20 protein-coding genes are annotated in these 21,082 nt (G+C 71.7%); 12 read left to right on the forward strand and 8 right to left on the reverse strand.

Annotation, left to right across the window (positions count from 1 at the left end; genetic code table 11):
* The 3 genes from BUE30_RS03300 to BUE30_RS03310 form a co-directional block, all read right to left on the reverse strand.
* Window positions 1-618, reverse strand: coding sequence for an NADH-quinone oxidoreductase subunit C (locus tag BUE30_RS03300; protein WP_073326397.1), 618 nt, complete (start codon window positions 616-618; stop codon window positions 1-3).
* 165 nt (window positions 619-783) lie between these two features.
* A complete protein-coding gene (locus BUE30_RS03305) occupies window positions 784-1,317 on the reverse strand; it encodes a NuoB/complex I 20 kDa subunit family protein (protein ID WP_073326398.1) in 534 nt (177 codons plus the stop codon).
* Between the two features lie 279 nt (window positions 1,318-1,596).
* On the reverse strand, window positions 1,597-1,953 hold the full coding sequence (locus BUE30_RS03310) for an NADH-quinone oxidoreductase subunit A (protein WP_073326541.1): 357 nt from the start codon (window positions 1,951-1,953) through the stop codon (window positions 1,597-1,599).
* Between the two features lie 178 nt (window positions 1,954-2,131).
* On the opposite strand from BUE30_RS03310, the gene BUE30_RS03315 reads away from it, so the two are divergent.
* The 3 genes from BUE30_RS03315 (at window position 2,132) to glmS (ending at window position 5,886) form a co-directional block, all read left to right on the forward strand.
* Complete coding sequence (locus tag BUE30_RS03315) at window positions 2,132-2,602, forward strand: pyridoxamine 5'-phosphate oxidase family protein (protein WP_073326399.1); 471 nt, start codon at window positions 2,132-2,134, stop codon at window positions 2,600-2,602.
* A gap of 109 nt (window positions 2,603-2,711) precedes the next feature.
* On the forward strand, window positions 2,712-4,064 hold the full coding sequence (gene glmU / locus BUE30_RS03320; RefSeq protein ID WP_073326400.1) for a bifunctional UDP-N-acetylglucosamine diphosphorylase/glucosamine-1-phosphate N-acetyltransferase GlmU: 1,353 nt from the start codon (window positions 2,712-2,714) through the stop codon (window positions 4,062-4,064).
* Window positions 4,065-4,068: 4 nt separating this feature from the next.
* Window positions 4,069-5,886, forward strand: a complete 1,818-nt coding sequence (gene glmS / locus BUE30_RS03325) for a glutamine--fructose-6-phosphate transaminase (isomerizing) (RefSeq protein ID WP_073326401.1) — start codon at window positions 4,069-4,071, stop codon at window positions 5,884-5,886.
* Between the two features lie 43 nt (window positions 5,887-5,929).
* Here the strand turns inward: glmS and BUE30_RS03330 are convergent, their stop codons facing one another.
* A complete protein-coding gene (locus tag BUE30_RS03330) occupies window positions 5,930-6,439 on the reverse strand; it encodes a D-galactarate dehydratase (protein WP_073326402.1) in 510 nt (169 codons plus the stop codon).
* A gap of 97 nt (window positions 6,440-6,536) precedes the next feature.
* On the opposite strand from BUE30_RS03330, the gene moaA reads away from it, so the two are divergent.
* Genes moaA through BUE30_RS03345 form a run of 3 tightly spaced genes read left to right on the forward strand, consistent with a single transcriptional unit; the run spans window position 6,537 to window position 9,852 of the window.
* Entirely contained in the window at window positions 6,537-7,538 is a 1,002-nt protein-coding gene (gene moaA / locus BUE30_RS03335) for a GTP 3',8-cyclase MoaA (RefSeq protein WP_073326403.1), read from the forward strand.
* A gap of 23 nt (window positions 7,539-7,561) precedes the next feature.
* Complete coding sequence (locus BUE30_RS03340; RefSeq protein ID WP_073326404.1) at window positions 7,562-8,821, forward strand: 3-deoxy-D-manno-octulosonic acid transferase; 1,260 nt, start codon at window positions 7,562-7,564, stop codon at window positions 8,819-8,821.
* Window positions 8,818-9,852 (forward strand): glycosyltransferase family 4 protein, encoded by a 1,035-nt coding sequence (locus BUE30_RS03345; RefSeq protein ID WP_073326405.1) that lies wholly within the window; start codon window positions 8,818-8,820, stop codon window positions 9,850-9,852. Before BUE30_RS03340 ends, BUE30_RS03345 begins: the two co-directional genes overlap by 4 nt.
* Before the next feature lie 4 nt (window positions 9,853-9,856).
* Here BUE30_RS03345 and rnd read toward each other — a convergent pair whose 3' ends face one another.
* The 4 genes from rnd to hisD form a co-directional block, all read right to left on the reverse strand.
* The gene (rnd, locus tag BUE30_RS03350) at window positions 9,857-11,023 is read right to left on the reverse strand and encodes a ribonuclease D (RefSeq protein WP_073326406.1); all 1,167 of its coding nucleotides are present in this window, start codon (window positions 11,021-11,023) and stop codon (window positions 9,857-9,859) included.
* A gap of 122 nt (window positions 11,024-11,145) precedes the next feature.
* Complete coding sequence (gene purN / locus BUE30_RS03355; protein ID WP_073326407.1) at window positions 11,146-11,742, reverse strand: phosphoribosylglycinamide formyltransferase; 597 nt, start codon at window positions 11,740-11,742, stop codon at window positions 11,146-11,148.
* Complete coding sequence (gene purM / locus BUE30_RS03360) at window positions 11,739-12,794, reverse strand: phosphoribosylformylglycinamidine cyclo-ligase (RefSeq protein WP_073326408.1); 1,056 nt, start codon at window positions 12,792-12,794, stop codon at window positions 11,739-11,741. The genes purN and purM overlap by 4 nt, the downstream gene beginning before the upstream one ends.
* Before the next feature lie 320 nt (window positions 12,795-13,114).
* Window positions 13,115-14,404, reverse strand: coding sequence for a histidinol dehydrogenase (gene hisD / locus BUE30_RS03365; RefSeq protein WP_073326409.1), 1,290 nt, complete (start codon window positions 14,402-14,404; stop codon window positions 13,115-13,117).
* A 247-nt stretch (window positions 14,405-14,651) separates the two neighbouring features.
* Between hisD and BUE30_RS03370 the strand changes: the two genes are divergently transcribed.
* The 6 genes from BUE30_RS03370 to BUE30_RS03395 all read left to right on the forward strand — a co-directional run bounded on the left by BUE30_RS03370 (window position 14,652) and on the right by BUE30_RS03395 (window position 21,054).
* A complete protein-coding gene (locus tag BUE30_RS03370) occupies window positions 14,652-15,707 on the forward strand; it encodes a PAS domain-containing protein (RefSeq protein ID WP_073326410.1) in 1,056 nt (351 codons plus the stop codon).
* Between the two features lie 34 nt (window positions 15,708-15,741).
* Entirely contained in the window at window positions 15,742-16,083 is a 342-nt protein-coding gene (locus tag BUE30_RS03375; RefSeq protein ID WP_083601058.1) for a response regulator, read from the forward strand.
* Between the two features lie 48 nt (window positions 16,084-16,131).
* The gene (locus BUE30_RS03380) at window positions 16,132-16,848 is read left to right on the forward strand and encodes a DUF2238 domain-containing protein (protein WP_073326412.1); all 717 of its coding nucleotides are present in this window, start codon (window positions 16,132-16,134) and stop codon (window positions 16,846-16,848) included.
* Window positions 16,845-17,360, forward strand: coding sequence for an isopentenyl-diphosphate Delta-isomerase (gene idi / locus BUE30_RS03385; RefSeq protein ID WP_073326413.1), 516 nt, complete (start codon window positions 16,845-16,847; stop codon window positions 17,358-17,360). The genes BUE30_RS03380 and idi overlap by 4 nt, the downstream gene beginning before the upstream one ends.
* Before the next feature lie 286 nt (window positions 17,361-17,646).
* Window positions 17,647-18,639: a TAXI family TRAP transporter solute-binding subunit gene (locus BUE30_RS03390; protein WP_073326414.1), complete on the forward strand. Its 993-nt coding sequence runs from the start codon at window positions 17,647-17,649 to the stop codon at window positions 18,637-18,639.
* Between the two features lie 144 nt (window positions 18,640-18,783).
* Entirely contained in the window at window positions 18,784-21,054 is a 2,271-nt protein-coding gene (locus BUE30_RS03395; protein WP_083601060.1) for a TRAP transporter permease, read from the forward strand.
* Window positions 21,055-21,082 lie beyond the last annotated feature (28 nt).

Consider the following 21,082-nt stretch of genomic DNA (forward strand, 5'->3'; position numbering starts at 1 on the left):
TCAGCTCTTGTGGCCGTCGGGGGCGACCTTGTCGTCGCCGGGCAGGATGTATTCCGCCCCTTCCCAGGGCGACATGAAATCGAACTGCCGATATTCCTGCACCAGCTTCACCGGTTCGTAGACGACGCGCTTCTCGACCTCGTCGTAGCGCACCTCGGTGTAGCCCGTGGTCGGGAAGTCCTTGCGCAGCGGATAGCCGCGGAAGCCGTAATCGGTGAGGATCCGCCGCAGGTCCGGATGGCCCGAGAACAGGATCCCGAACATGTCGAAGATCTCGCGCTCGAACCAGTTGGCGCAGGGATGCACGTCGATGATCGAGGGGACCATGTCCTCCTCGCGGATATGCACCTTCAGCCGGATCCGGTGATTCCGGTACATCGAGAGGAAGTGGTAGACGACCTCGAAACGCTTCGCCCGGCCGGGATAATCCACCGCCGTGATGTCGACGAGGCTGTTGAACCGGCAGGTCGAATCCGACTTCAGGAACTCGATGAAGGGCTTGAGCGAGCCCAGCGCGACGGTGACCGTCAGCTCGCCCTGCGCGATCTCCCAGCCGGCGACGCAGTCGGGGCGCTTGCCTTCGATATACGTGCCGATTTCCTGCATCTGTTCGGACATGCCGTGTCTCCCCGGGGTCTGTCGCCTCTTCCGACGGGCTGCCTGTGGGCCCAGCCCGCCCCGGCGCCGCTGGCGCCCCGGTCGGGCGGCGGCGCAGCCCCGCTGCGACGCCGGCGTCTATCTGGCGGGGCGGCCATCCGGACCGGACGGCGCGACCCCGGGCCGTTACCGGACGATGGTTCCGGTCCGGCGGATCTTCCGCTGCAGCTGGAGGATCCCGTAGAGCAGCGCCTCGGCCGTGGGCGGGCAGCCGGGGACGTAGACGTCCACCGGGACCACGCGGTCGCAGCCCCGCACCACCGAATAGCTGTAATGGTAGTAGCCGCCCCCGTTCGCGCAGGATCCCATCGAGATCACGTAGCGCGGCTCGGGCATCTGGTCGTAGACCTTGCGCAGGGCCGGGGCCATCTTGTTGGTCAGCGTGCCGGCCACGATCATCAGGTCCGATTGCCGGGGCGAGGCGCGCGGGGCGGTGCCGAACCGCTCGAGGTCGTAGCGCGGCATCGAGGAATGCATCATCTCGACCGCGCAGCAGGCGAGGCCGAAGGTCATCCAGTGCAAGCTGCCGGTGCGGGCCCAGTTCACGATGTCCGCGGTCGAGGTGACGAGGAAGCCCTTGTCCTGCAGCTCGCGGTTCAGCGCCTGGGTCGCGACCTCGCGGTCGGCTCCGGCATGGTTCGGATTGGTGGCGACGCCCATCGGGGGGACCTCTCGCGATCGGGGGCGGCGGGGGGCCGCTCAATTCTGGGTTTCGATCTATGCGGATCGGGGCATGGGGTCAACGCGCGCGGGCGCGGCGCGGCGTCACGCTTTCCAGAGGCGGGCCGGGGAATCCGGCCCCCCGGCAACAAGGCCCCCGCCCGGTCGCGGCGGCAGGTAGCGTCCCGCATCGGCCCCGGCGGATCGGCAAGGTCCGGGCTCCAGAGGCCCGGCGATGCGGGGCCGGCCGGCCAGAAGCGGATTGCCCCGACCGGTCGGTCACTCCCAGTCGAGCGCGCCCTTCTTCCACTCGTAGGCGAAGCCGATCGTCAGCACGCCGAGGAAGACCATCATCGACCAGAAGCCGACCATGCTGACATGCTGGAACGCGACCGCCCAGGGAAACAGGAACGCCACCTCGAGATCGAAGATGATGAACAGGATCGAGACGAGGTAGAACCGCACGTCGAACTTCATCCGCGCGTCGTCGAAGGCGTTGAACCCGCATTCGTAGGCGGACACCTTCTCGGGATCGGGGCGGCGGACCGCCAGCACGACGGCCGCGAGTATCAGGATCACCCCGATGGCGAGGGCGAGGCCGAGGAAGATCAGGATCGGCAGGTATTCCCGCAGCATCCCGGTCTCGGCGGCGACGACGACGACGTCTCCCATGAAGCGCTCTCTCCTGGTGGGCGGGTCCGCCGCAGCCTTAGCCCGTCCGGCGCGGAGGGTCAACGAAGCGGCGGCCCCCCGGAACCCGCGCCCGCGCCCCCTCGTTTCCCGGCCGATCCCGAGCAGAGGCAGGAGGCCCCCGATGGATACCGTCACCCCCGACCAGTTCTACAAGCATCTCGACGACGTGATGGCCGGCATGCTCGGCGCCGGCAACGCGGCGGCCGTGCCGATGTCGCATTACGTCGAGCGCGACACGAACACGCTGTTCTTCATCACGGCCAGGCAGACCGACCTCGCCCAGGCGAGCCGCAGCCCGGCCGAAGCGGTCTACATGCTCGCCGATCCCAAGGCGAACCTCTGGGCGCGGATCCACGGAACCCTGACGGCGGTGACCGATCCGGCCCATCTCGACGAGTTCTGGGGCCGCGTCCCGGCCGCCTGGTTCGAGGGCGGCAAGGACGATCCCGACGTGCAGCTGCTGCGGCTCGACCTGCGCGAGGCCGAGGTCTGGGCGACTGATGGCGGCGCGAAGTTCCTGTTCGAGATCGCCCGCGCGAACGTCACCGGGGCCAAGCCCGATGTGGGCGATCACGGCCATATCCGCTTCTAGCGCCCGGCCGGTAACCCTTCGTCACCCCGCGTGATCGTCCCCCCCTTGCCCCGGGCCCGCCCGGCGGGCGAAAAGGCCGCAAAACGGGGCAAGGGGGCAGCGGGCGACGATGGACGAGGTGAACGTGATCGTCCTGGCGGCGGGCCAGGGCACGCGGATGAAATCGGACCGGCCGAAGGTCCTGCACGAGATCGGGAATGCCCCGCTCGTCGTCCATGCCATCGCCTCGGCCGAGCCGCTCTCTCCCGCGCGCCTCGTCGTCGTCACCGGCCACGGCGCCGCCGAGGTGGGCCGCGCGGTGGCCGCGCATGCCCCCGACGCGATCCTGGTCGAGCAGCGCGAGCGCAAGGGCACCGGCCATGCCGTGATGCAGACCCGCGCCGCGCTCGAGGGGGCGCGGGGCGATGCGATCGTCCTCTACGGCGACACCCCCTTCATCCGCACCGACACGCTGCGCGAGATGCGCGCCGCGCGCGAGCGGCACGCGGTCGTGGTCCTGGGGTTCGAGGCGGCGGAGCCGGGTCGCTACGGCCGGCTCGTCACCACGGGCGAGACGCTGGACCGGATCGTCGAGTTCAAGGACGCGACGGATGAGGAGCGGGCGATAACCCTCTGCAATTCCGGCGTGATCTGCGCGGATGCCGGACTTCTGTTCGACTTGCTGGACGACGTGACGGACGACAACGCGGCGGGGGAGCTGTACCTGACCGACATCGTCGGCCTCGCCCGCGCGGCCGGCCGGTCCTGCGGATACGTCACCTGCGACGAGGCCGAGACGCTGGGCATCAATTCCCGCCCCGAACTGGCCGCCGCCGAGGACGCCTTCCAGGCCCGCGCGCGACAGGCGGCGATGGAGGCGGGCGCGACCCTGATCGCGCCCGGGACCGTCTTCCTCTCGCGCGATACCGCGCTCGGCCGGGATTGCGTGGTCGAGCCGAACGTCGTCTTCGGCCCCGGCGTCACGGTCGCCCCGGGCGCCCGCATCCGCGCCTTCTCGCATCTCGAGGGCGCCTCGGTCGGCCCCGGCGCCACGATCGGCCCCTTCGCCCGCCTGCGCCCCGGCGCCCGGCTGGAGGAGAACGTGCATGTCGGCAACTTCGTCGAGATCAAGAAGGCCGAGATCGGCGCGGGCGCCAAGGTGAACCACCTCACCTATATCGGCGACGCCGCGATCGGCGCACGGACGAATGTCGGGGCGGGCACGATCACCTGCAATTACGACGGCGTCTTCAAGCACCGGACCGAGATCGGGGCCGATGTCTTCGTCGGGTCGAACACGATGCTCGTCGCGCCCGTCCGGATCGGCGACGGGGCGATGACGGCGACCGGAACGGTCGTGACGCAGGACGTGCCGGAGGGCGCGATGGCGGTCGGCCGGGCCCGGGCCGAGATCAAACCGGGCTTCGCCCGACGGTTCTTCGACAAGTTGCGCGCGGCCAGGGCCGCCGGCGGCAAGGGGTAGTCCAATGTGCGGAATCATCGGGGTGCTCGGCACCCACGAAGCGGCGCCCCTGATGGTCGAGGCGCTGAAGCGGCTGGAATATCGCGGCTATGACAGTGCGGGAATCGCGACCGTGCGGGATGGCGCGCTCGACCGGCGCCGCGCGGTCGGCAAGCTGGTCAACCTCTCGGACCTGCTGGTGCACGAGCCGCTCTCGGGCCGGTCCGGCATCGGCCATACCCGCTGGGCGACCCACGGAGCCCCGTCGGTCCGCAACGCGCATCCCCATGCCACGGCCGGGGTCGCGGTCGTGCATAACGGAATCATCGAGAACTTCCGCGAGATCCGCGAGCGGCTGGCCGCGGACGGGATCGGGCACGAGACCGATACCGACACCGAGACTGTGACCCTGCTGACGCAGCGCCATCTGGATGCCGGACTTGACCCCGAGGCGGCGGTCGCCGCGACGCTGGAGGTGGTGACCGGCGCCTATGCCCTGCTGTTCCTCTTCCGGGGGGAAGAGGATCTGATGATCGCCGCGCGCAAGGGCTCCCCCCTCGCGATCGGGCATGGCGAGGGCGAGATGTTCGTCGGCTCCGACGCGATCGCGCTCGCCCCGCTGACCCGGCGGATCACCTATCTCGAGGAGGGCGACCGCGCCGTCGTCACCCGCGCCGGGGCGACGATCCGCGATGCCGCCGGCAGAGCGGTCCGCCGGGCCGAGCAGCGGATCCGGACCGAGACCGCGCAGGTCGACAAGGGCGGCCACCGGCATTTCATGGCCAAGGAGATCGCCGAGCAGCCGGCCCGCCTGACCGATCTTCTCGGCGCCTATATGGGCAAGGACGGGGTCGAGCTGCCCGCGCCCGGGATCGACTTCGCCGCCATCGAGAGGCTGACGATGGTCGCCTGCGGGACGGCCTTCTACGCCTGCCTCACGGCGAAGTACTGGTTCGAGCAGATCGCCGGCCTGCCGGTCGAGGTCGACGTGGCCAGCGAGTTCCGCTACCGCGAGCCGCCCATCGGCGCCGGCACCGCCGCGCTCTTCGTCAGCCAGTCGGGCGAGACGGCCGACACGCTCGCCGCGCTGCGCTATTGCCGGGGCAAGGCGGACCGCATCCTGTCGGTGGTCAACGTCGCCGAAAGCTCCATCGCGCGGGAAAGCGACCTCGCCCTGCCGATCCATGCCGGGCCCGAGATCGGCGTCGCCTCGACCAAGGCCTTCTCCTGTCAGCTCACGGTGCTGCTGCTGCTCGCCCTGGACGCCGCCCGGGCCCGCGGGCGTCTGGACGATGCCGCCTTCGCCGCCCGGCTGGACGAGCTGCGGACCCTGCCGGGGCTGATGAACCAGGCGCTCGGCATCGACGACGCCGCGCACGCGATCTCCGCCCGGCTGGCCGAGGCGCGCGACATCCTGTTCCTCGGCCGCGGCCGGATGTATCCGCTTGCCCATGAGGGCGCCCTGAAACTCAAGGAGATCAGCTACATCCACGCCGAGGCTTACGCCTCGGGCGAACTCAAGCACGGGCCGATCGCGCTCATCGACAAGAGCGTGCCGGTCATCGTCATGGCGCCCCGGGACGAGCTCTTCGACAAGTCGGTCTCGAACATGCAGGAGGTGATGGCCCGCGGCGGAAAGGTCGTGCTGATCACCGACGCGGCGGGCGCGGACGAGGCGGGGGACGGTGTGTGGCAGGTGCTGCGCCTGCCCGCCTGCCCGCCCGCGCTCGCGCCGATCCTCTACGCCGTTCCGGCGCAGCTGCTGGCCTACCACACGGCGCTGGCCAAGGGCACGGATGTGGACCAGCCGCGCAACCTCGCCAAGTCGGTGACGGTGGAGTGACGCCCGGCCGCGTGGCCGGGCGCCCTGGTCCTGGCTCGCGCGATCAGAGCGAGTAGACCGTCAGTTCCTCGATGGCCGTCAGCGGCAGGTTGAGGAGCTGCATCGCCGGCAGGCTGATCTCGCTGCCCGAGCCGGGCTGCCCGCCGGAGGGGCGCAGCTCGATGTTGATCCCCTCGCCGTTCGACCGTTCCACCCGGCCGGCGGTCACGCTCGTCACGAAGGGCGTCTCGATCCAGATCCCCGGCGAGGCCGGGTTGCCCAGCGTGGCCAGCGTCGTGCCCAGCTGCGTCTCGCCGCCCGCCGTCGCGGCCGTGGCCTCGGCCCGGTCCTCCTCGGTCGTGGTGTCGAACTGGTCGGCGGTGGTCGCGCCGGCGGGCGGTGGCGGCGGCGGGGTCAGGTCCAGCGTCTCGACCGGCGGCGGCGCGCCGATCGCCGCCTGCTGGGCGGCGGCGGTCGCATCCGGCCCGGAGGACGGAGCCGAGGCAGGCTGGAGCGTGGCGCAGGCGGACAGAAGGGCGAAGGCGGGCGCGAGGGCGACGGAATACCGGGTCATGCGGCGACCCTACGGCCGGGCCCGCCCCCGCGCAACGCCTCTTGCCGTCCCCGCCCCCGCCTTGCGCGGCCCCCTGCCGGGCCCTAGGTTCGCGTCGATGGAACCCCTCGTCGATCCTTTCGCCCGCGCCATCCGCTACCTGCGCGTCTCGGTCACGGACCGCTGCGACTTCCGCTGCGTCTACTGCATGTCCGAGAACATGACCTTCCTGCCGAAGAAGGACCTCCTGACGCTCGAGGAGCTGGACCGCCTTTCCTCCGCCTTCGTCCGGCTGGGAGTCGAGAAGCTGCGCATCACCGGGGGCGAGCCGCTCGTCCGGCGGAACATCCTGACGTATTTCAACGCGATGGGCCGGCATCTGGACAGCGGCGCGCTGAAGGAGCTGACGCTGACCACCAATGGCAGCCAGCTCGCGCGCTTCGCGGCCGACCTCTACGCCGCCGGGGTGCGGCGGGTGAATGTCAGCCTCGACACGCTGGACGAGGACAAGTTCGCCCGCGTCACCCGCTGGGGGCGACTGCCGCAGGTGCTGAAGGGGATCGACGCCGCGCAGGCCGCCGGCCTGCGGGTCAAGATCAACACCGTCGCGCTCAAGGGATTCAACGAGGACGAGCTCTTCGCCCTCGTCGAATGGTGCGCGGGACGCGACATGGACCTGACCTTCATCGAGGTCATGCCGATGGGCGATATCGGCAACGAGGACCGGATCGGCCAGTACTGGTCGCTCAAGGACCTGCGCGCGCAGCTGGCGGCGCATTACGTCCTGACCGACACGCCCGAGAGTTCGGGCGGCCCCGCCCGCTACGTCCGGGTGGAGGAGACGGGCGCGAGGATCGGCTTCATCACGCCGCTGACCCACAATTTCTGCGAAAGCTGCAACCGCGTGCGCGTCACCTGCACCGGCGAGATCTATACCTGCCTCGGGCAGGAGGGACATTCGGACCTGCGCGGACCGCTGCGGTCGAGCGAGGACGACGCGGTGCTGGAGGACGCGATCCGCGCCGCCATCGCGCTGAAGCCGAAGGGCCACGATTTCGACTATTCCCGGCAGGACGTCTCGGGCCGCGTCTCGCGCCACATGAGCCATACCGGCGGCTGACGGCCCCGGCCTGCCGCCCCGCAATGCCCCTGCCCCTCGCCCTCTATTCCGCCGCCAGCCGGCTCGCCGGCCCGATGCTCGGGCGGCGCGCGGCGGGGCGGCTGGCGGCGGCGGGCGTTCCGTCCGGCCGCCTCGCCGAGCGCCGGGGCCGGGCGGGCCTGAAGCGACCGGACGGCCCCGTGATCTGGCTGCACGGCGCCAGCGTCGGCGAGGGCGTGGCCCTCCTGCCGCTGGTCGCGCGGCTGCAGGGGCGGGTGACCTGCCTCGTCACGACCGGCACCGCCGCCTCGGCCGAGGTGCTGGCCCGGCGGCTGCCGGAGGGGGCGATCCACCAGTTCGCCCCCATCGACACGCCCTCCGCGACCCGGCGCTTCCTCGACCATTGGCGGCCCGCCGCCCTGGTCCTGTCCGAAAGCGAGATCTGGCCCAGCTGGCTCGCCGCGGTGCGAGGCCGCGGCATCCCCGCCGCCCTCGTCGGCGCGCGTCTGTCGGACGGCAGCCTGCGGGGCTGGTCGCGCTTTCCCCTCAGCGCGGCATGGCTTTTCGGCGGTCTGGCGCTCGTCCAGCCGCAGAGCGCGGCGATCGGGGGGCAGCTCGCGATGATCGGTGTCCGGCCCGAGGCGCTGCGCCCGCCGGCCGACCTCAAGGCCGCCGCGCCGCCCCTGCCAGGGGGCGACGCGCCCGCCCTCGCTCCCCGCCTCGCCGGACGCCCAGTCTGGGCGATGCTCTCCACCCATGCCGGCGAGGAGGCACTGGCCCTCGCCGCCCATGAAGAGGTGCTGCGGGAGCATCCCGGCGCCCTCCTCCTTCTGGCGCCGCGCCATCCGGATCGCTTCGACACCGTGGCGGACGAGATCGGCGGGGCCCTCCCCCTCGCCCGCCGGTCGCGTGGCGAGGTGCCGGGGCCGGATGTCCCGGTCTGGCTCTGCGACACGCTGGGAGAGATCGGGACCTGGCTGCACCTCGCGCAGGTCGTAGCTCTGGCCGGATCGTGGCGCGGCGCGGGCGGCCACAACCCGTGGGAGCCGGCGCGGCTGGGCCGCGGTGTGCTGCACGGACCCGACATCGCCAATGCCGCGTCCGCCCATGCCGCCCTCGCCGAGGCGGGGGGCGCGCGCGAGGTGCCGGCGGACGGGATCGGGGCGGCGGTCTCGGCCCTGCTGGGCGACGCGCCGGCCCGCGCCGCCTTCGACGCCGCGGCCCTGACGGTGGCCGAGCGGCAGGGCGCGGACGTGGACTCTCTCGCGGAAGAGATCCTGTCGCTGGCGGAGCGCGCCGGATGAGGCCCGATCCCGACGTCATCGCCCCCAGCTTCAAGCGGCGGATCTCGGGCGTCACCTCGACGTTGGTGCGCCTCGTGCCGACGCAGGCGCGGGACATCGCCATCGCCGCCTGCGGCCCGGCCCTTCCGCCGGAGGTGCCGCGGATCCCGCTGCACCGCCTGCCCTTCCTGCCGCGCCGGCCCCGGGTCTGGCACGCGCGCCGCAATGTCGAGATGCTGGGCGGCCTCGTGCTGCGGGCGCTGGGGCAGGATCTGCGGCTGCTCTTCACCTCGGCCTCGCAGCGGCGCCACACGGCCTATACGCGCTGGCTCATCGGCCGCATGGACCGGATCGTCGCGACCTCGGATCGCAGCGCGGCCTTCCTGACCCGGCCCGCCACGGTGATCCGGCACGGGATCGACACGGACGCGTTCCGCCCGCCCCCGGATCGGGCGGCGCTGCGCCGCGAACTCGGCCTGCCGGAGGGGCTGCTGGTCGGCTGCTACGGCCGGATCCGCCCCTCCAAGGGGACTGACCTGTTCCTGGACGCGATGCTGGACCTGCTGCCGGACCGGCCGGGGGCCCATGCCGTCGTGATGGGTGGCACGGCTCCGAAATTCGCCCGCTTCGCCGCGGATCTGCGGGCCCGCGCCGCCGCCTCGCCCGTCGCGGACCGGATCCATTTCCGCCCCGAGGCGCGACCGTGGGAGATGGCCGGCTGGTTCGGCGCGCTCGACCTCTACGTCGCGCCGCAGCGACACGAGGGGTTCGGCCTCACCCCGCTCGAGGCGATGGCCTGCGGCGCGGCGGTCGTGGCCACCGATGCGGGCGCCTTCGACGAGCTGGTCGTGCCCGAGCGGACGGGCCTCATCGTGCCGCGCGGCGACGCACCCGCGCTGAAGGCCGCCCTCTCCCGCGCCCTGGACGACGCGCCCGCGCGCGTCGCCTGGGGCGCGGCGGGCCCGGCCCATGTGGCGGAGAGCTTCCGGCTGGAGGACGAGGCCGCCGCCCTCAATGCGATCTACCGCGAGATGCTGGCGGCTGCGCGCTAGCGGGTCACCCCAGCTTTACCGTCACGACGTTCGGCCCCTTCGCCGCCAGCGCCACCCGCCCCTCGCAGAGCGCCAGCGCCATGTCGCCGAACACCTCGCGCCGCCAGCCCTGCAGGGCCGGAAGGTCGCGATCCCCGCCCGCCAGCGCGTCGAGATCGGCGGCCGAGGCGATCAGCCGGGGCGCCACGTTCTCGGCCTCGGCCCGCGCCTTGAGCAGGACGCGCAGCAGGTCGGCGAGCGCGGGGTTCACCTGCAGCTGCGCGCGCCGGTCGTCTGCCCGCGGCTGCTGCGCGGAGGGCGTCTCCACCCCGGCCCTGACGGCCGCGAGGATGCCGTCCGCGATCTCGCCCTTGCGGGCCTCGCGCAGCAGCAGGCGCGAGCGGCCGAGATCCTTCTCCGAGGCGGGCTTTGTCGAGGCGAGCTCGACCAGCGCGTCGTCCTTGAAGACGCGGCTGCGCGGCACGTCCCGCGCCTGCGCGTAGGATTCGCGGAATCGCGCCAGCTCGCGCACGATGGCGAGGAACTTGCCGGAGGCGGTCCGCGTCTTGACCCGCCGCCACGCCTCGTCCGGGTCGGTGACATAGGTGGCGGGATCGTTCAGCACCGCCATCTCCTCGGCCACCCAGCGGGCGCGGCCGGTCCGCTTCAGGTCGGCGGCGAGGCTCTCGTAGATCTCGCGCAGATGGGTCACGTCGGCGATGGCGTAGCGCAGCTGCGCGTCAGACAGCGGCCGCCGCGACCAGTCCGTGAAGCGCGAGGACTTGTCGATCTCGGCCTTGGCGATCTTGCGGACCAGCGTCTCGTAGCCGACCTGTTCGCCGAAGCCGCAGACCATCGCCGCGACCTGCGTGTCGAAGAGCGGCGCGGGGATGATCCCCTTGTCGACGTAGAAGATTTCCAGATCCTGCCGCGCGGCGTGGAACACCTTCACCACGCCCGGGTCCTCGAACAGCGCGTAGAGCGGGCCGAGGTCCAGCCCCTCGCCCTCGATCGGATCGACGATGGCCGCATCCTCCTCTTCCGCCTCGCCGGGATAGGCCAGCTGGATCAGGCAGAGTTTGGGATAATAGGTCCGCTCGCGCAGGAACTCGGTATCGACGGTGACATAGGGGTGACGCGCGGCCCGCTCGCAGAAGGCGGCGAGGGCGTCGGTCGTCTTGATGATCTGCATCGGGGACGGGCGGCTTTCGTCTGTGAAACGGACCTTCCCCGTGGGGAAGGCGGATGGCACGAACCCTTCCCCGCGGGGAAGGCCGCGAAACCTAACCCGCGTCGGCGATCAGGTCCACAGGGTCAGGCCGGGGCGCGCAGGTCCAGCGGGGCGGTCTCGCCCGCCAGCACCCGGCGCAGCACGGCCGGATAGAGGCGGTGCTCCAGCTCCAGCACCCGCGCGGCCAGACTGTCCGGCGTGTCGCCGGGGCGCACCTTCAGCCGCGCCTGCCCCCGGATCGGCCCGGCATCGAGCTCGGGGGTCACCTCGTGGACGGTGCAGCCATGCTCGGCCTCGCCCGCCTCCAGCGCGCGGGCATGGGTGTCGAGGCCGGGGAACTTGGGCAGGAGCGAGGGGTGGATGTTCAGCATCCGCCCCTCCCACCGCCGGACGAAACCGGACGTGAGGATCCGCATGAAGCCGGCGAGGCAGATCACGTCGGGCCGTGCGGCGGTCAGGACGCGGTCCAGCTCGGCCTCGAAGCTCTCGCGCCCCGGATGGGCCCGGTGATCCACGGCGAACGTGGCGACGCCCAGCGCGCGGGCGCGGGCCAGCCCCGCCGCCTCCGGCCGGTTCGACAGGACGAGGACGGGCCGGCCGGGATGGTCCCGCCCCATGTCCTCGACGAGGCGGACCATGTTGGAGCCGCCGCCCGAGATCAGGATCGCGACCCGCTTCAAGTCAGGCGGCCGGTATAGCGCATGCCCGCGCCCCCCGCGACGCGGCCGATCCGGTGCACCGCATGGCCCGCCGCCTCGAACCGCGCGCGCGCCGTGTCCGCCCGGCCCTCCGGCACGACGGCGACCATGCCGATCCCGCAATTGAAGGTCTTGAGCATCTCGGCCTCGTCGATCCCGCCCTCAGCGGCCAGCCAGCCGAAGACCGGGGGCAGCGCCCAGGCGCCGAGGTCGATCTCGGCCCCCAGCCCCTCGGGCAGGACGCGGGGCAGGTTCTCGGTCAGGCCGCCGCCGGTGATATGGGCGAGCGCGTGGATCAGGCCCCCCTCCTTGACCGCCGCGATGGCCCCCCGGACGTAGAGCGCGGTCGGCGCCAGCAGCGCCTCGCCCAGGCTGCCCTCCGCGAAGGGGGCGGGCGCGTCCCAGCCGAGGCCCGTCCGCTCCACGATGCGGCGGACCAGCGAATAGCCGTTGGAATGGACCCCCGTGGAGGCGAGGCCGAGCAGCACGTCCCCCTCCCCCACGTCCGCCGGCAGGGCCGCGCCCCGCTCCATCGCGCCGACGGCGAAGCCGGCGAGGTCGAAATCCCCGCCGTGATACATGCCCGGCATCTCGGCCGTCTCGCCGCCGATCAGCGCGCAGCCCGACAGGCGGCAGCCCTCGGCGATGCCCTCGATGACGGAGGCGGCCTGGTCGAGGTCGAGCTTTCCGGTGGCGAAGTAGTCGAGGAAGAAGAGCGGCTCGGCCCCCTGGCAGACGAGGTCGTTGACGCACATCGCGACGAGGTCGATCCCGACGCCGCCGACATGGCCGGTCTCGATCGCGATCCGCAGCTTGGTGCCGACGCCGTCGGTCGCGGCCACGAGGACGGGGTCGTCGTAGCCCGCCGCCTTGAGGTCGAAGAGCGCGCCGAAGCCCCCCAGCCCCGCCATCGTGCCGGGCCGGTCGGTGCGCTTCGCCGCCGGCTTGATCCGCTCCACCAGCGCGTTGCCGGCGTCGATGTCGACCCCGGCCTCGGCATAGCTCAGCCCGTTCCTGCCCCGAATCTCGGTCATCGTCCCGTCCCCGTCCGGCCTTGCATAGGATGGCCCCGCGCCTAGCGCAGGGGCGGGCCGGGGGCCAGCGGAACTTGCGCCGGGGAAGCTTCGCGCGGGAGCAGCCGGGCGGCCCCGGGATCCGTTCGGTCCCGTCACGGCGACCGGGGGGCCGTGCCCCCGCGCGGCGCGCCGCCCCGGCAGGGCCCCTGCGCGCCGTGCCCCCCCCCGGCAGGGACGAGGTCGGGGGCCCGGAAGGGTCCGGTCGACCCGCCGGTCCGCGAAGCGCCCGTCCGCCGGCGGCCGTCGCGCCCCTGCCCGCCCGTGTCAGCCCGCCTGCCTCAGCCCGCCTGCATCCGGTCCAGTCGCAGCTGCGCGGCGCGGCGATGGCCGTCCAGCCCCTCGCTCGCGCTCTGTCGCACGGCGGGCGGGGCGACGGCGCGCACGCCCTCGGGCGTGAGCCATTGATGCGTCGCGACCTTGACATAGGCCCCGACCCAGAGCCCGCCGGTATAGCGCCCGGCCGCCATGGTCGGCAGCGTGTGGTTGGTGCCGACGCACTTGTCGGAATAGACCACGCTCGCCAGTTCGCCGATGAAGAGCGAGCCGTAGTGCCGCAGCTTGCCGGCGAGGGCCTGCGGGTCCTCGGCATGGACCTGCAGATGTTCCGCCGCGATCATGTCGGAATAGGCGATCATCGCCGCCTCGTCCTCGCAGACCGCGATCTCGCCGTAATCGCGCCAGGCCTGGGCGGCGGTCTCGGCGGTGGCCAGCTCGGTCAGCTGGCGCGTCACCTCGGCCTCCACCGCCTCGGCCAGCGGGGCGTGCGTGGTGATGAGGCCCACGCGGGTGCGCACGTCGTGCTCGGCCTGGGCGAGCAGGTCGGTCGCGATCATCTCGGCGTCGCCGGTATGGTCCGCCAGGACGTAGATCTCGGACGGGCCCGCCAGCTGGTCGATGCCGACGGGGCCGAAGACCTGCCGCTTGGCCTCGTTGACGAAGGCGTTGCCCGGACCGACGATCTTGTCGACGCGGGGCACGGTGTCGGTGCCGTAGGCCATGGCCGCGATGGCCTGCGCGCCGCCGATACGGAAGATGCGGTCGGCCCCGGCGAGATGGCAGCCCGCCACCATCGCGGGATGGGCGTTGGGCGGCAGGCAGGCGATGACCTCGCCCACCCCGGCGACCTTGGCCGGCACGATGGTCATGATCGGGGCCGAAAGCAGCGGGTAGCGCCCGCCGGGCACGTAGCAGCCCACCCGCTCGAGCGGGATGACCCGGTGGCCGAGATGGATGCCGGGCAGAGGCTCGATGTCGAGCGGCAGCATCGTGCCGAGCTGCGCCTCGGCGAAGCGCCGGACATTGGCGATCGCGAATTCGGTGTCCGCCCGGGTCTGCGGATCCAGACCGGCCAGCGCCGCGTCCCGTTCGTCCTGCGTCACCTCGAAGGCCGTCCGGTCGCTGCCGTCGAACTTCGCGGCGAATTCCGCGACCGCGGCGTCGCCCCGGTCCCGCACGGCAGCGAGGATGTCCGCGACCAGCGGCCCGATATCGCCGGTATCGCGGGCGGCGTCGCGGCCGGGGGCGCGGACCCGGGTCACTCCGGCGGGAAGGTGGGAGGTGGCAGGCATGGGGACTCCGTCGATTTGCATACGTATTCATTAGGGGGCGTGCCGAGCTGCCGCAACAAAAAAACCACGACGGGCCCGGGGGCCGCCCGCCCCCGGCCCCGGTGGCCCTGCCCTGCGGATCGGCAAAGGCCGCCACACGGGGATGCGACCTCGGCGCGCTTGCAATCCCGCGGGCCCTGCCCGCATCAAGAGGCGACCGGCGGGCGCCGTCCCCGGCCGGCAGATTGTCCATGGGAAAGGATCCCCCATGCCCGACCGCGAGCCCCCCTATGACCAGGCCGCCCGCGCCTTCGGCGAGGAGCCGGGCACCGATGGCGACGAGGCCTCGGCCCGGTTCGGGCGGGGCACCGGCATCCTGTTCGAGCAGGCGATGGCGCAGACCCGGATGGCGGTCTGCCTCAGCGATCCCAACGCGCCGGACATGCCCATCGTCTTCGCCAACCGCGCCTTCCGCGAGCTGACGGGCTATTCCGACGACGAGATCATCGGCCGGAACTGCCGCTTCCTCCAGGGAGAGGACACCGATCCGGCCTCGGTCGAGCGGATCCGCCGTGCGCTCAAGGCCGAGAACACAGCGGTCGTGGAGCTGCTGAACTACCGCAAGGACGGCACGCCGTTCTGGAACGCGCTGCATCTGGGGCCGATCTACGACCCGGAGGGAAAGCTGCTCTACATCTTCGGCTCGCAATGGGACGTGACCGAGGTCCATTCCGCGCGGACCGAACAGCGCCACGCCGACCTCATGGCCAGCGAGCTGAGCCACCGGATCAAGAACATCTTCGCGGTCATGGCGGGGATCGTGAACATGGTCGGGCGCAAGTTCGACGCCCGCGACGTGACCGACCGGATCGCGACGGCGATCCACGCGCTCGGCCGGGCGCACGAGCCCACCTTCGGCGAGACGGCGACGACCGGCGACATCGACATCGCCCCCTCGATCCGTGCGGTCCTCGCGCCGCACGGCGATGGCCGCGTCGGCGCGACGGGGCCGGAGGTGCGCACCTCGCCCGCGATCGTCTCGACCCTCGGCCTCGTCCTCAACGAGCTGGCGGCCAACGCGGTCAAGCACGGCGCGCTCAAGGTCCTGGACGGCCGGGTCGACGTGACCTGGGGCGAGCAGGACGGATATCTCGTCGTCGACTGGCGCGAGACGGGCGGCCCGGCGGTGCAGGCGGCGCCGGGGGGGAACGGCACCCAGATCATCGACCGTCTTCTGGCCGGGATGGGCAGCCGGATCGACCGCGACTGGGACCCCGAAGGGCTGCACGCGCGTATCCTGTTGCAACTTCCGCGGCAGGCCTGACATCGAACCCTCTCCCACCCCGGATCCGGTCCGCGTGCTCGTTCTCGAGGACGAGGCGATCATCCTCCTGGACCTCGAGCTCTGCCTCGAGGATGCGGGCGCCCGCCCCCTGCCCGCCTCGGACCTCGCCGGGGCGATGGGACTGGTCGAGGACGACCCGCCGGACGTGGCGATCCTCGACGTCAGCCTGGCACCCGGCGTGACCAGCCGCCCGGTGGCCGAGCGGCTGATCGCGCTCGGGGTGCCGTTCCTGCTGCATACCGGGGACAACCGGGTCGACCGCGACTGGATGGAGGCGCTGGGCGTTCCGGTCCTGCGCAAGCCGGTCCCGTCGGACGAGGTGGTGCGCCGGGCGCTGGCGCTCCTGCGGGCGTGACGGACGCTTGCCCCCCGTCCGGCAGGGCTATGTAAGGCGCTGACCCAGATGGACGATCGCCGCCCGATGCCCCGACCCGCCTCTTCCGCCGCCACGGCGACCGCCTGGACGATCGCCGGCGCGCTGCTGGTGGCGGGCGCGGTGCGGGGCGACGCGCTGCTCGCCGTCGCCGCCGGCGGGGCGATGGTGCTGGCGGGGCTGCCGCGGTTCTACACCGCGCTGTCGGGAATCGTGCTGCCGCGCGCGCTGGCGCCGGGCATCCTGATCTTCTGCCTCGCCGCCTTCGGGCTTGGCGAGGTCGGCGGCTTCTACACCCGCTTCGCCTGGTGGGACATCGCGCTGCACCTCGTCGCCTCGTCCGTCCTTGCGCTGGCGGGCTGGGCGATGGTCCTTCTGCTGACGGAAGGGGGACGGCCCCGCACCGGGCTGTGGATCGGCAGCATCCTCGCCGTGTCCTTCGCGGCGCTGGTCGGCGGCGCGTGGGAGCTGATGGAATTCTCGATCGACGCGCTCTTCGGCACCAATGCCCAGCGCTCGGGCCTGCCCGACACGATGGGGGACGTCGCGGTGAACATCGTCGGGGCGACCTACGGCGCGATCGCCGCGCAGGCCGCGCTCAAGCGGGGCGCACGGCCGCCGCTCTCGGGCCTGCTGGTCGAGTTCTGCGCCGCGAACCCGGTGATCTACGGGCAATGGACGGACCGGCACATGGGCGGGCTCGAGACCGCCCCGGATACCGGCGCCGCCCGGGCGGACCGCGCATGAGGGATCTCGTCCCCGCCTGGAAGGACGGCCGCCTTCAGCCGATCGACAAGATGCAGGTCCACCGCGAGGGGCTGCGACACAAGGCGATCTCGGTCTTCGTGACCGAGGGGGATGCGACGCTGATCCAGCGCCGGGCCGACACCAAGTACCACACGCCGGGGCATTGGGCGAATGCCTGCTGCACGCACCCGTTCTGGGGCGAGAGCGCCGAGGATTGCGCCCATCGCCGCCTGCGCGAGGAACTGGGGATCGCGGTGCCGGTGCTGCAGCATCGGGGGCAGGTCACCTACCGCGCCGATGTCGGCGGCGGGCTGACGGAGCATGAGGTGGTCGAGATCTTCACCGCCCCCCTGCCCGCCCGGATCGAGGCGCGCCCCGACCCGGCCGAGGTCGGCGCGACGCGCTGGGTCTCCTGGGGCGATCTGGACCGCGAGATCGCCGAAACGCCGGAGCGCTTCGTGCCCTGGCTGCGGATCTACCTCGCCCGGCACCGCGACCTGATCGCCGTCTGAGGCGGCCACCGGGCCGGCGTCCCTCGCCCCGAATGGGGCGGGGAACGACCCGGCACGGGGACGTCCCGGGGACATCGCGCGCCGCATCTGGCAGAAAAATGCCCCGCGCCTCGCAAGTCGTCGCCCGCGGAATGCGCAACCGGCGACTTTTCCGGCTTACATCAAATTCCGAGTGGTTGATATGATCGGCCGCACAACGGCGCGCCGGAGGAGCCACGCGCCGTGATGGAGCGGGCGGGCCGGACCTCGGGATCCGGCACGCCCGTACCGACATCGGAGGACAACAATGACCAAGACCCTTCTGGCCGCACTGGCCACGACGACCGCGCTCGCGGCGACCCCGTCCCTCGCCCAGGACCAGGACCGCACCGGCTGGCCGGAGAGCTTCACGGTCGGCACCGCCAGCCAGGGCGGCACCTTCTTCGTCTACGGCTCGGGCTGGGCGAACCTCGTCGCCGAGGAACTGGGCATCTCGGGCGGCGCCGAAGTGACCGGCGGCCCGATGCAGAACATGGCGCTGGTGCATACCGGCGACGCCGCCTTCGGCATGACCACGATGGGCCCGGCCGCGGAATCACTGGCGGGCAACAACCCGATCGCCCCGGGCCTCGCGATGGACAATGCCTGCGCCATCTTCCCGATGTACCAGACGCCGTTCAGCGTGACGGCCCTGTCATCCTCGGGCATCACCTCGATCGCCGACATCCCGGCCGGCTCGCGGATCGGCTTCGGTCCCGCCGGGTCCACCTCGGACACGTATTTCCCGGCGATGATGGACGAGCTCGGCGTCGAGTACGAGCGGCGCAACGGCGGCTGGGACGATCTCGGCGGCCAGCTGCAGGACGGCCTGCTCGACGTGGTGGCCTTCGCGGTCGGCATTCCGGTCCCGGCGGTCAGCCAGCTCGAGGTGCAGACGGACGTGAACATCATCGAGTTCACCGAGGAGGAGCAGGCGCAGATCATCGACGCCTTCCCGGTCTCCGCCTTCGAGATCCCGGCCGAGACCTACACCACGCTCGAGGCGCCGGCCCGGTCGGTCGCGATGTGGAACTTCGCCATCGCCGACTGCTCGCTGCCCGACAGCTTCATCAACGCCGTGGTCGACGTGGTGATGTCCGACAACGAGCGGATGGTGGGCATCCACCAGGCCGCCACCGAGACGGTGGTGGAGAACTGGGACAAGAACACCGTCCTGCCCTGGCATCCGGGCGCGGCCGCCTGGTTCGAGGAGAATGCCGGCGCCGACATCGCCGACGACATGATCTACAGCGCGAACTGATCCCGCGCCGCGATCCCCCCGCGCCCCCCTCCGGGGCGCGGGACCGGGCCACGGACCCACAACCGTTCGACCCGCTGACCGGCGGCCCCAGACGGCCGTCCGGTCCCCACCCCACCCCCCGCATGCTGACAGAGGGCCGCGCCGATGAGCCATGCCGACACCCGTGACGATCCCGCCGCCGCCGCGGCCGCCCCGCAGGACGTGACCATCGCCGACGGCGTCGACGACGAGGCGATCGAGAGCAACCGCCGGATCTTCGGCGGCTGGCGGTTCTGGTTCATCAGCGGCTTCGCGGCGATCTACGCGGCGTTCCACATGGCGGCCCTCAACGGTCTGTCGATCGAGCGCTGGACGGGGATCGAGCTGCCGCTCCTGCCGAGCTTCCCGATGGAGACCTGGAACTTCCGCATCGTGCACATCGCGGGCGCGCTGCTGCTGGGCTTCCTGCTCTTCGCATCCGCGCCCTTCGCGGAAGGCGAGGCGCGGGACCGGCCCGTGCGCCGGCCGCTCGGCCTCGTCGCCACCGCGCTGATGCTGCCGGCGCTGTTCTCGCTCGGCGTCACGATCTGGTTCGCGATCCAGATCTCGAACGGGCTGATGTGGAACGGCATCGACGAGACGCTGCGCTTCCGCGAGATCTGGCTCTTCGGCGTGCCGCTGATGGTGGCGACGGTGGGGGGCATCCTGCTGTCCTGGGCGCACAGCGCCCCGCGCGCATCGTTCGCGCCGACGGACATCCTGCTCGGCCTCTGCGGGGTCGCCGTCGCCTCCTACCTGATCGTGATCTACGGCACGCTCATGCGCAATTCGACCGGCACCCCCTTCGCGCCGATCGGCATCTCCATCGCCGCGGTGGCGGGTACGCTCCTGATCATGGAGCTGACGCGCCGTGTCGCGGGCCTCGCGCTCGTCATCATCTCGGTGGTGTTCCTCGCCTACGTCTTCACCGGGCAGTACCTGCCGGGCTTCCTGCAATCGCCCGCGATCAGCTGGGAGCGATTCTTCAGCCAGGTCTACACGGATGCGGGCATCCTGGGGCCGACCACGGCGGTCTCCTCGACCTACATCATCCTCTTCATCATCTTCGCCGCGTTCCTGCAGGCGTCGAAGGTCGGGGACTACTTCGTCAATTTCGCCTTCGCCATGGCGGGCCGCTCGCGCGGGGGGCCGGCCAAGGTCGCGATCTTCGCCTCGGGCCTGATGGGCATGATCAACGGCACCTCGGCGGGCAACGTGGTGGCGACCGGCTCGCTCACCATCCCGCTGATGAAGAAGGTCGGCTATCACAAGAAGACCGCGGGCGCGGTCGAGGCCGCCGCCTCCACCGGCGGGCAGATCATGCCGCCGATCATGGGCGCCGGCGCCTTCATCATGGCCGAGATCACGGGCATCCCCTACACGGACATCGCCATCGCGGCGATCATCCCGGCGGTGCTCTACTTCGTGTCGGTCTTCTTCATGGTCGATTTCGAGGCGGCCAAGCTGGGCATGCGCGGCATGCGCAGCGACGAGCTGCCGAAATTCGCGGCCATGGTGCGGCGGGTCTACCTGTTCCTGCCGATCGTGATCCTGATCGTCGCGCTGTTCATGGGATATTCGGTGATCCGGGCGGGAACGCTGGCGACCCTGTCGGCGGCGGTCGTGAGCTGGCTCACGCCCTACCGGATGGGGCCGCGCAGCGTGTCCAAGGCGTTCGAGCTGGCGGGGATCATGTCGATCCAGATCATCGCCGTCTGCGCCTGCGCCGGCATCATCGTCGGCGTCATCTCCCTGACCGGGGTCGGGGCGCGGTTCTCGAACCTCCTGCTGGGTCTCGCCGGGGTGTCGCAGCTTCTCGCGCTGTTCTTCGCCATGTGCATCGCGATCCTGCTGGGGATGGGGATGCCGACGACGGCCGCCTACGCGGTCGCGGCCTCGGTCGTGGCGCCGGGCCTCGTCGACCTGGGGATTCCGCAGCTGACGGCGCATTTCTTCGTCTTCTACTTCGCCGTGCTCTCGGCGATCACGCCGCCGGTCGCGCTCGCCTCCTACGCGGCGGCGGGGATCTCGGGCGCGAACCCGATGGAGACGTCGACGGCATCGTTCAAGATCGGGATCGCCGCCTTCATCGTGCCGTTCATGTTCTTCTACAACTCGGCGATCCTGATGGACGGCACCTGGGTGGAGATCCTGCGGGCCGGGGTCACGGCGACGGTCGGGGTCTTCTTCCTCTCCGCCGGGGTGCAGGGGTGGTTCCTGGGCAGCCGGGCGGCCTGGTTCGTGCGGGCCGGCCTGCTGGCGGCCGCGCTCTTCATGATCGAGGGCGGGCTGGTCACCGACCTGCTGGGCGTCGGGCTCGCCGTGGCGGTCTACCTCGTGCAGCGGGTGTTCCGCCCCGATCCGGGCGCGCCGCTGGTGGTGAAAGGCGCGGACTGACGCCCTTCCCCCCCCTTCCCGCGCGAAC

This window comes from Wenxinia saemankumensis, assembly GCF_900141735.1.
Taxonomy (GTDB): Bacteria; Pseudomonadota; Alphaproteobacteria; order Rhodobacterales; family Rhodobacteraceae; genus Wenxinia; species Wenxinia saemankumensis.

Coding starts and splice junctions, on each gene's coding strand:
- BUE30_RS03300 (WP_073326397.1), bottom strand. CDS start 618: ATGTCCGAACAGATGCAGGAAATCGGCACGTATATCGAAGGCAAGCGC.
- BUE30_RS03305 (WP_073326398.1), bottom strand. CDS start 1,317: ATGGGCGTCGCCACCAATCCGAACCATGCCGGAGCCGACCGCGAGGTC.
- BUE30_RS03310 (WP_073326541.1), bottom strand. CDS start 1,953: ATGCTGCGGGAATACCTGCCGATCCTGATCTTCCTCGGCCTCGCCCTC.
- BUE30_RS03315 (WP_073326399.1), top strand. CDS start 2,132: ATGGATACCGTCACCCCCGACCAGTTCTACAAGCATCTCGACGACGTG.
- glmU (WP_073326400.1), top strand. CDS start 2,712: ATGGACGAGGTGAACGTGATCGTCCTGGCGGCGGGCCAGGGCACGCGG.
- glmS (WP_073326401.1), top strand. CDS start 4,069: ATGTGCGGAATCATCGGGGTGCTCGGCACCCACGAAGCGGCGCCCCTG.
- BUE30_RS03330 (WP_073326402.1), bottom strand. CDS start 6,439: ATGACCCGGTATTCCGTCGCCCTCGCGCCCGCCTTCGCCCTTCTGTCC.
- moaA (WP_073326403.1), top strand. CDS start 6,537: ATGGAACCCCTCGTCGATCCTTTCGCCCGCGCCATCCGCTACCTGCGC.
- BUE30_RS03340 (WP_073326404.1), top strand. CDS start 7,562: ATGCCCCTGCCCCTCGCCCTCTATTCCGCCGCCAGCCGGCTCGCCGGC.
- BUE30_RS03345 (WP_073326405.1), top strand. CDS start 8,818: ATGAGGCCCGATCCCGACGTCATCGCCCCCAGCTTCAAGCGGCGGATC.
- rnd (WP_073326406.1), bottom strand. CDS start 11,023: ATGCAGATCATCAAGACGACCGACGCCCTCGCCGCCTTCTGCGAGCGG.
- purM (WP_073326408.1), bottom strand. CDS start 12,794: ATGACCGAGATTCGGGGCAGGAACGGGCTGAGCTATGCCGAGGCCGGG.
- hisD (WP_073326409.1), bottom strand. CDS start 14,404: ATGCCTGCCACCTCCCACCTTCCCGCCGGAGTGACCCGGGTCCGCGCC.
- BUE30_RS03370 (WP_073326410.1), top strand. CDS start 14,652: ATGCCCGACCGCGAGCCCCCCTATGACCAGGCCGCCCGCGCCTTCGGC.
- BUE30_RS03380 (WP_073326412.1), top strand. CDS start 16,132: ATGGACGATCGCCGCCCGATGCCCCGACCCGCCTCTTCCGCCGCCACG.
- idi (WP_073326413.1), top strand. CDS start 16,845: ATGAGGGATCTCGTCCCCGCCTGGAAGGACGGCCGCCTTCAGCCGATC.
- BUE30_RS03390 (WP_073326414.1), top strand. CDS start 17,647: ATGACCAAGACCCTTCTGGCCGCACTGGCCACGACGACCGCGCTCGCG.
- BUE30_RS03395 (WP_083601060.1), top strand. CDS start 18,784: ATGAGCCATGCCGACACCCGTGACGATCCCGCCGCCGCCGCGGCCGCC.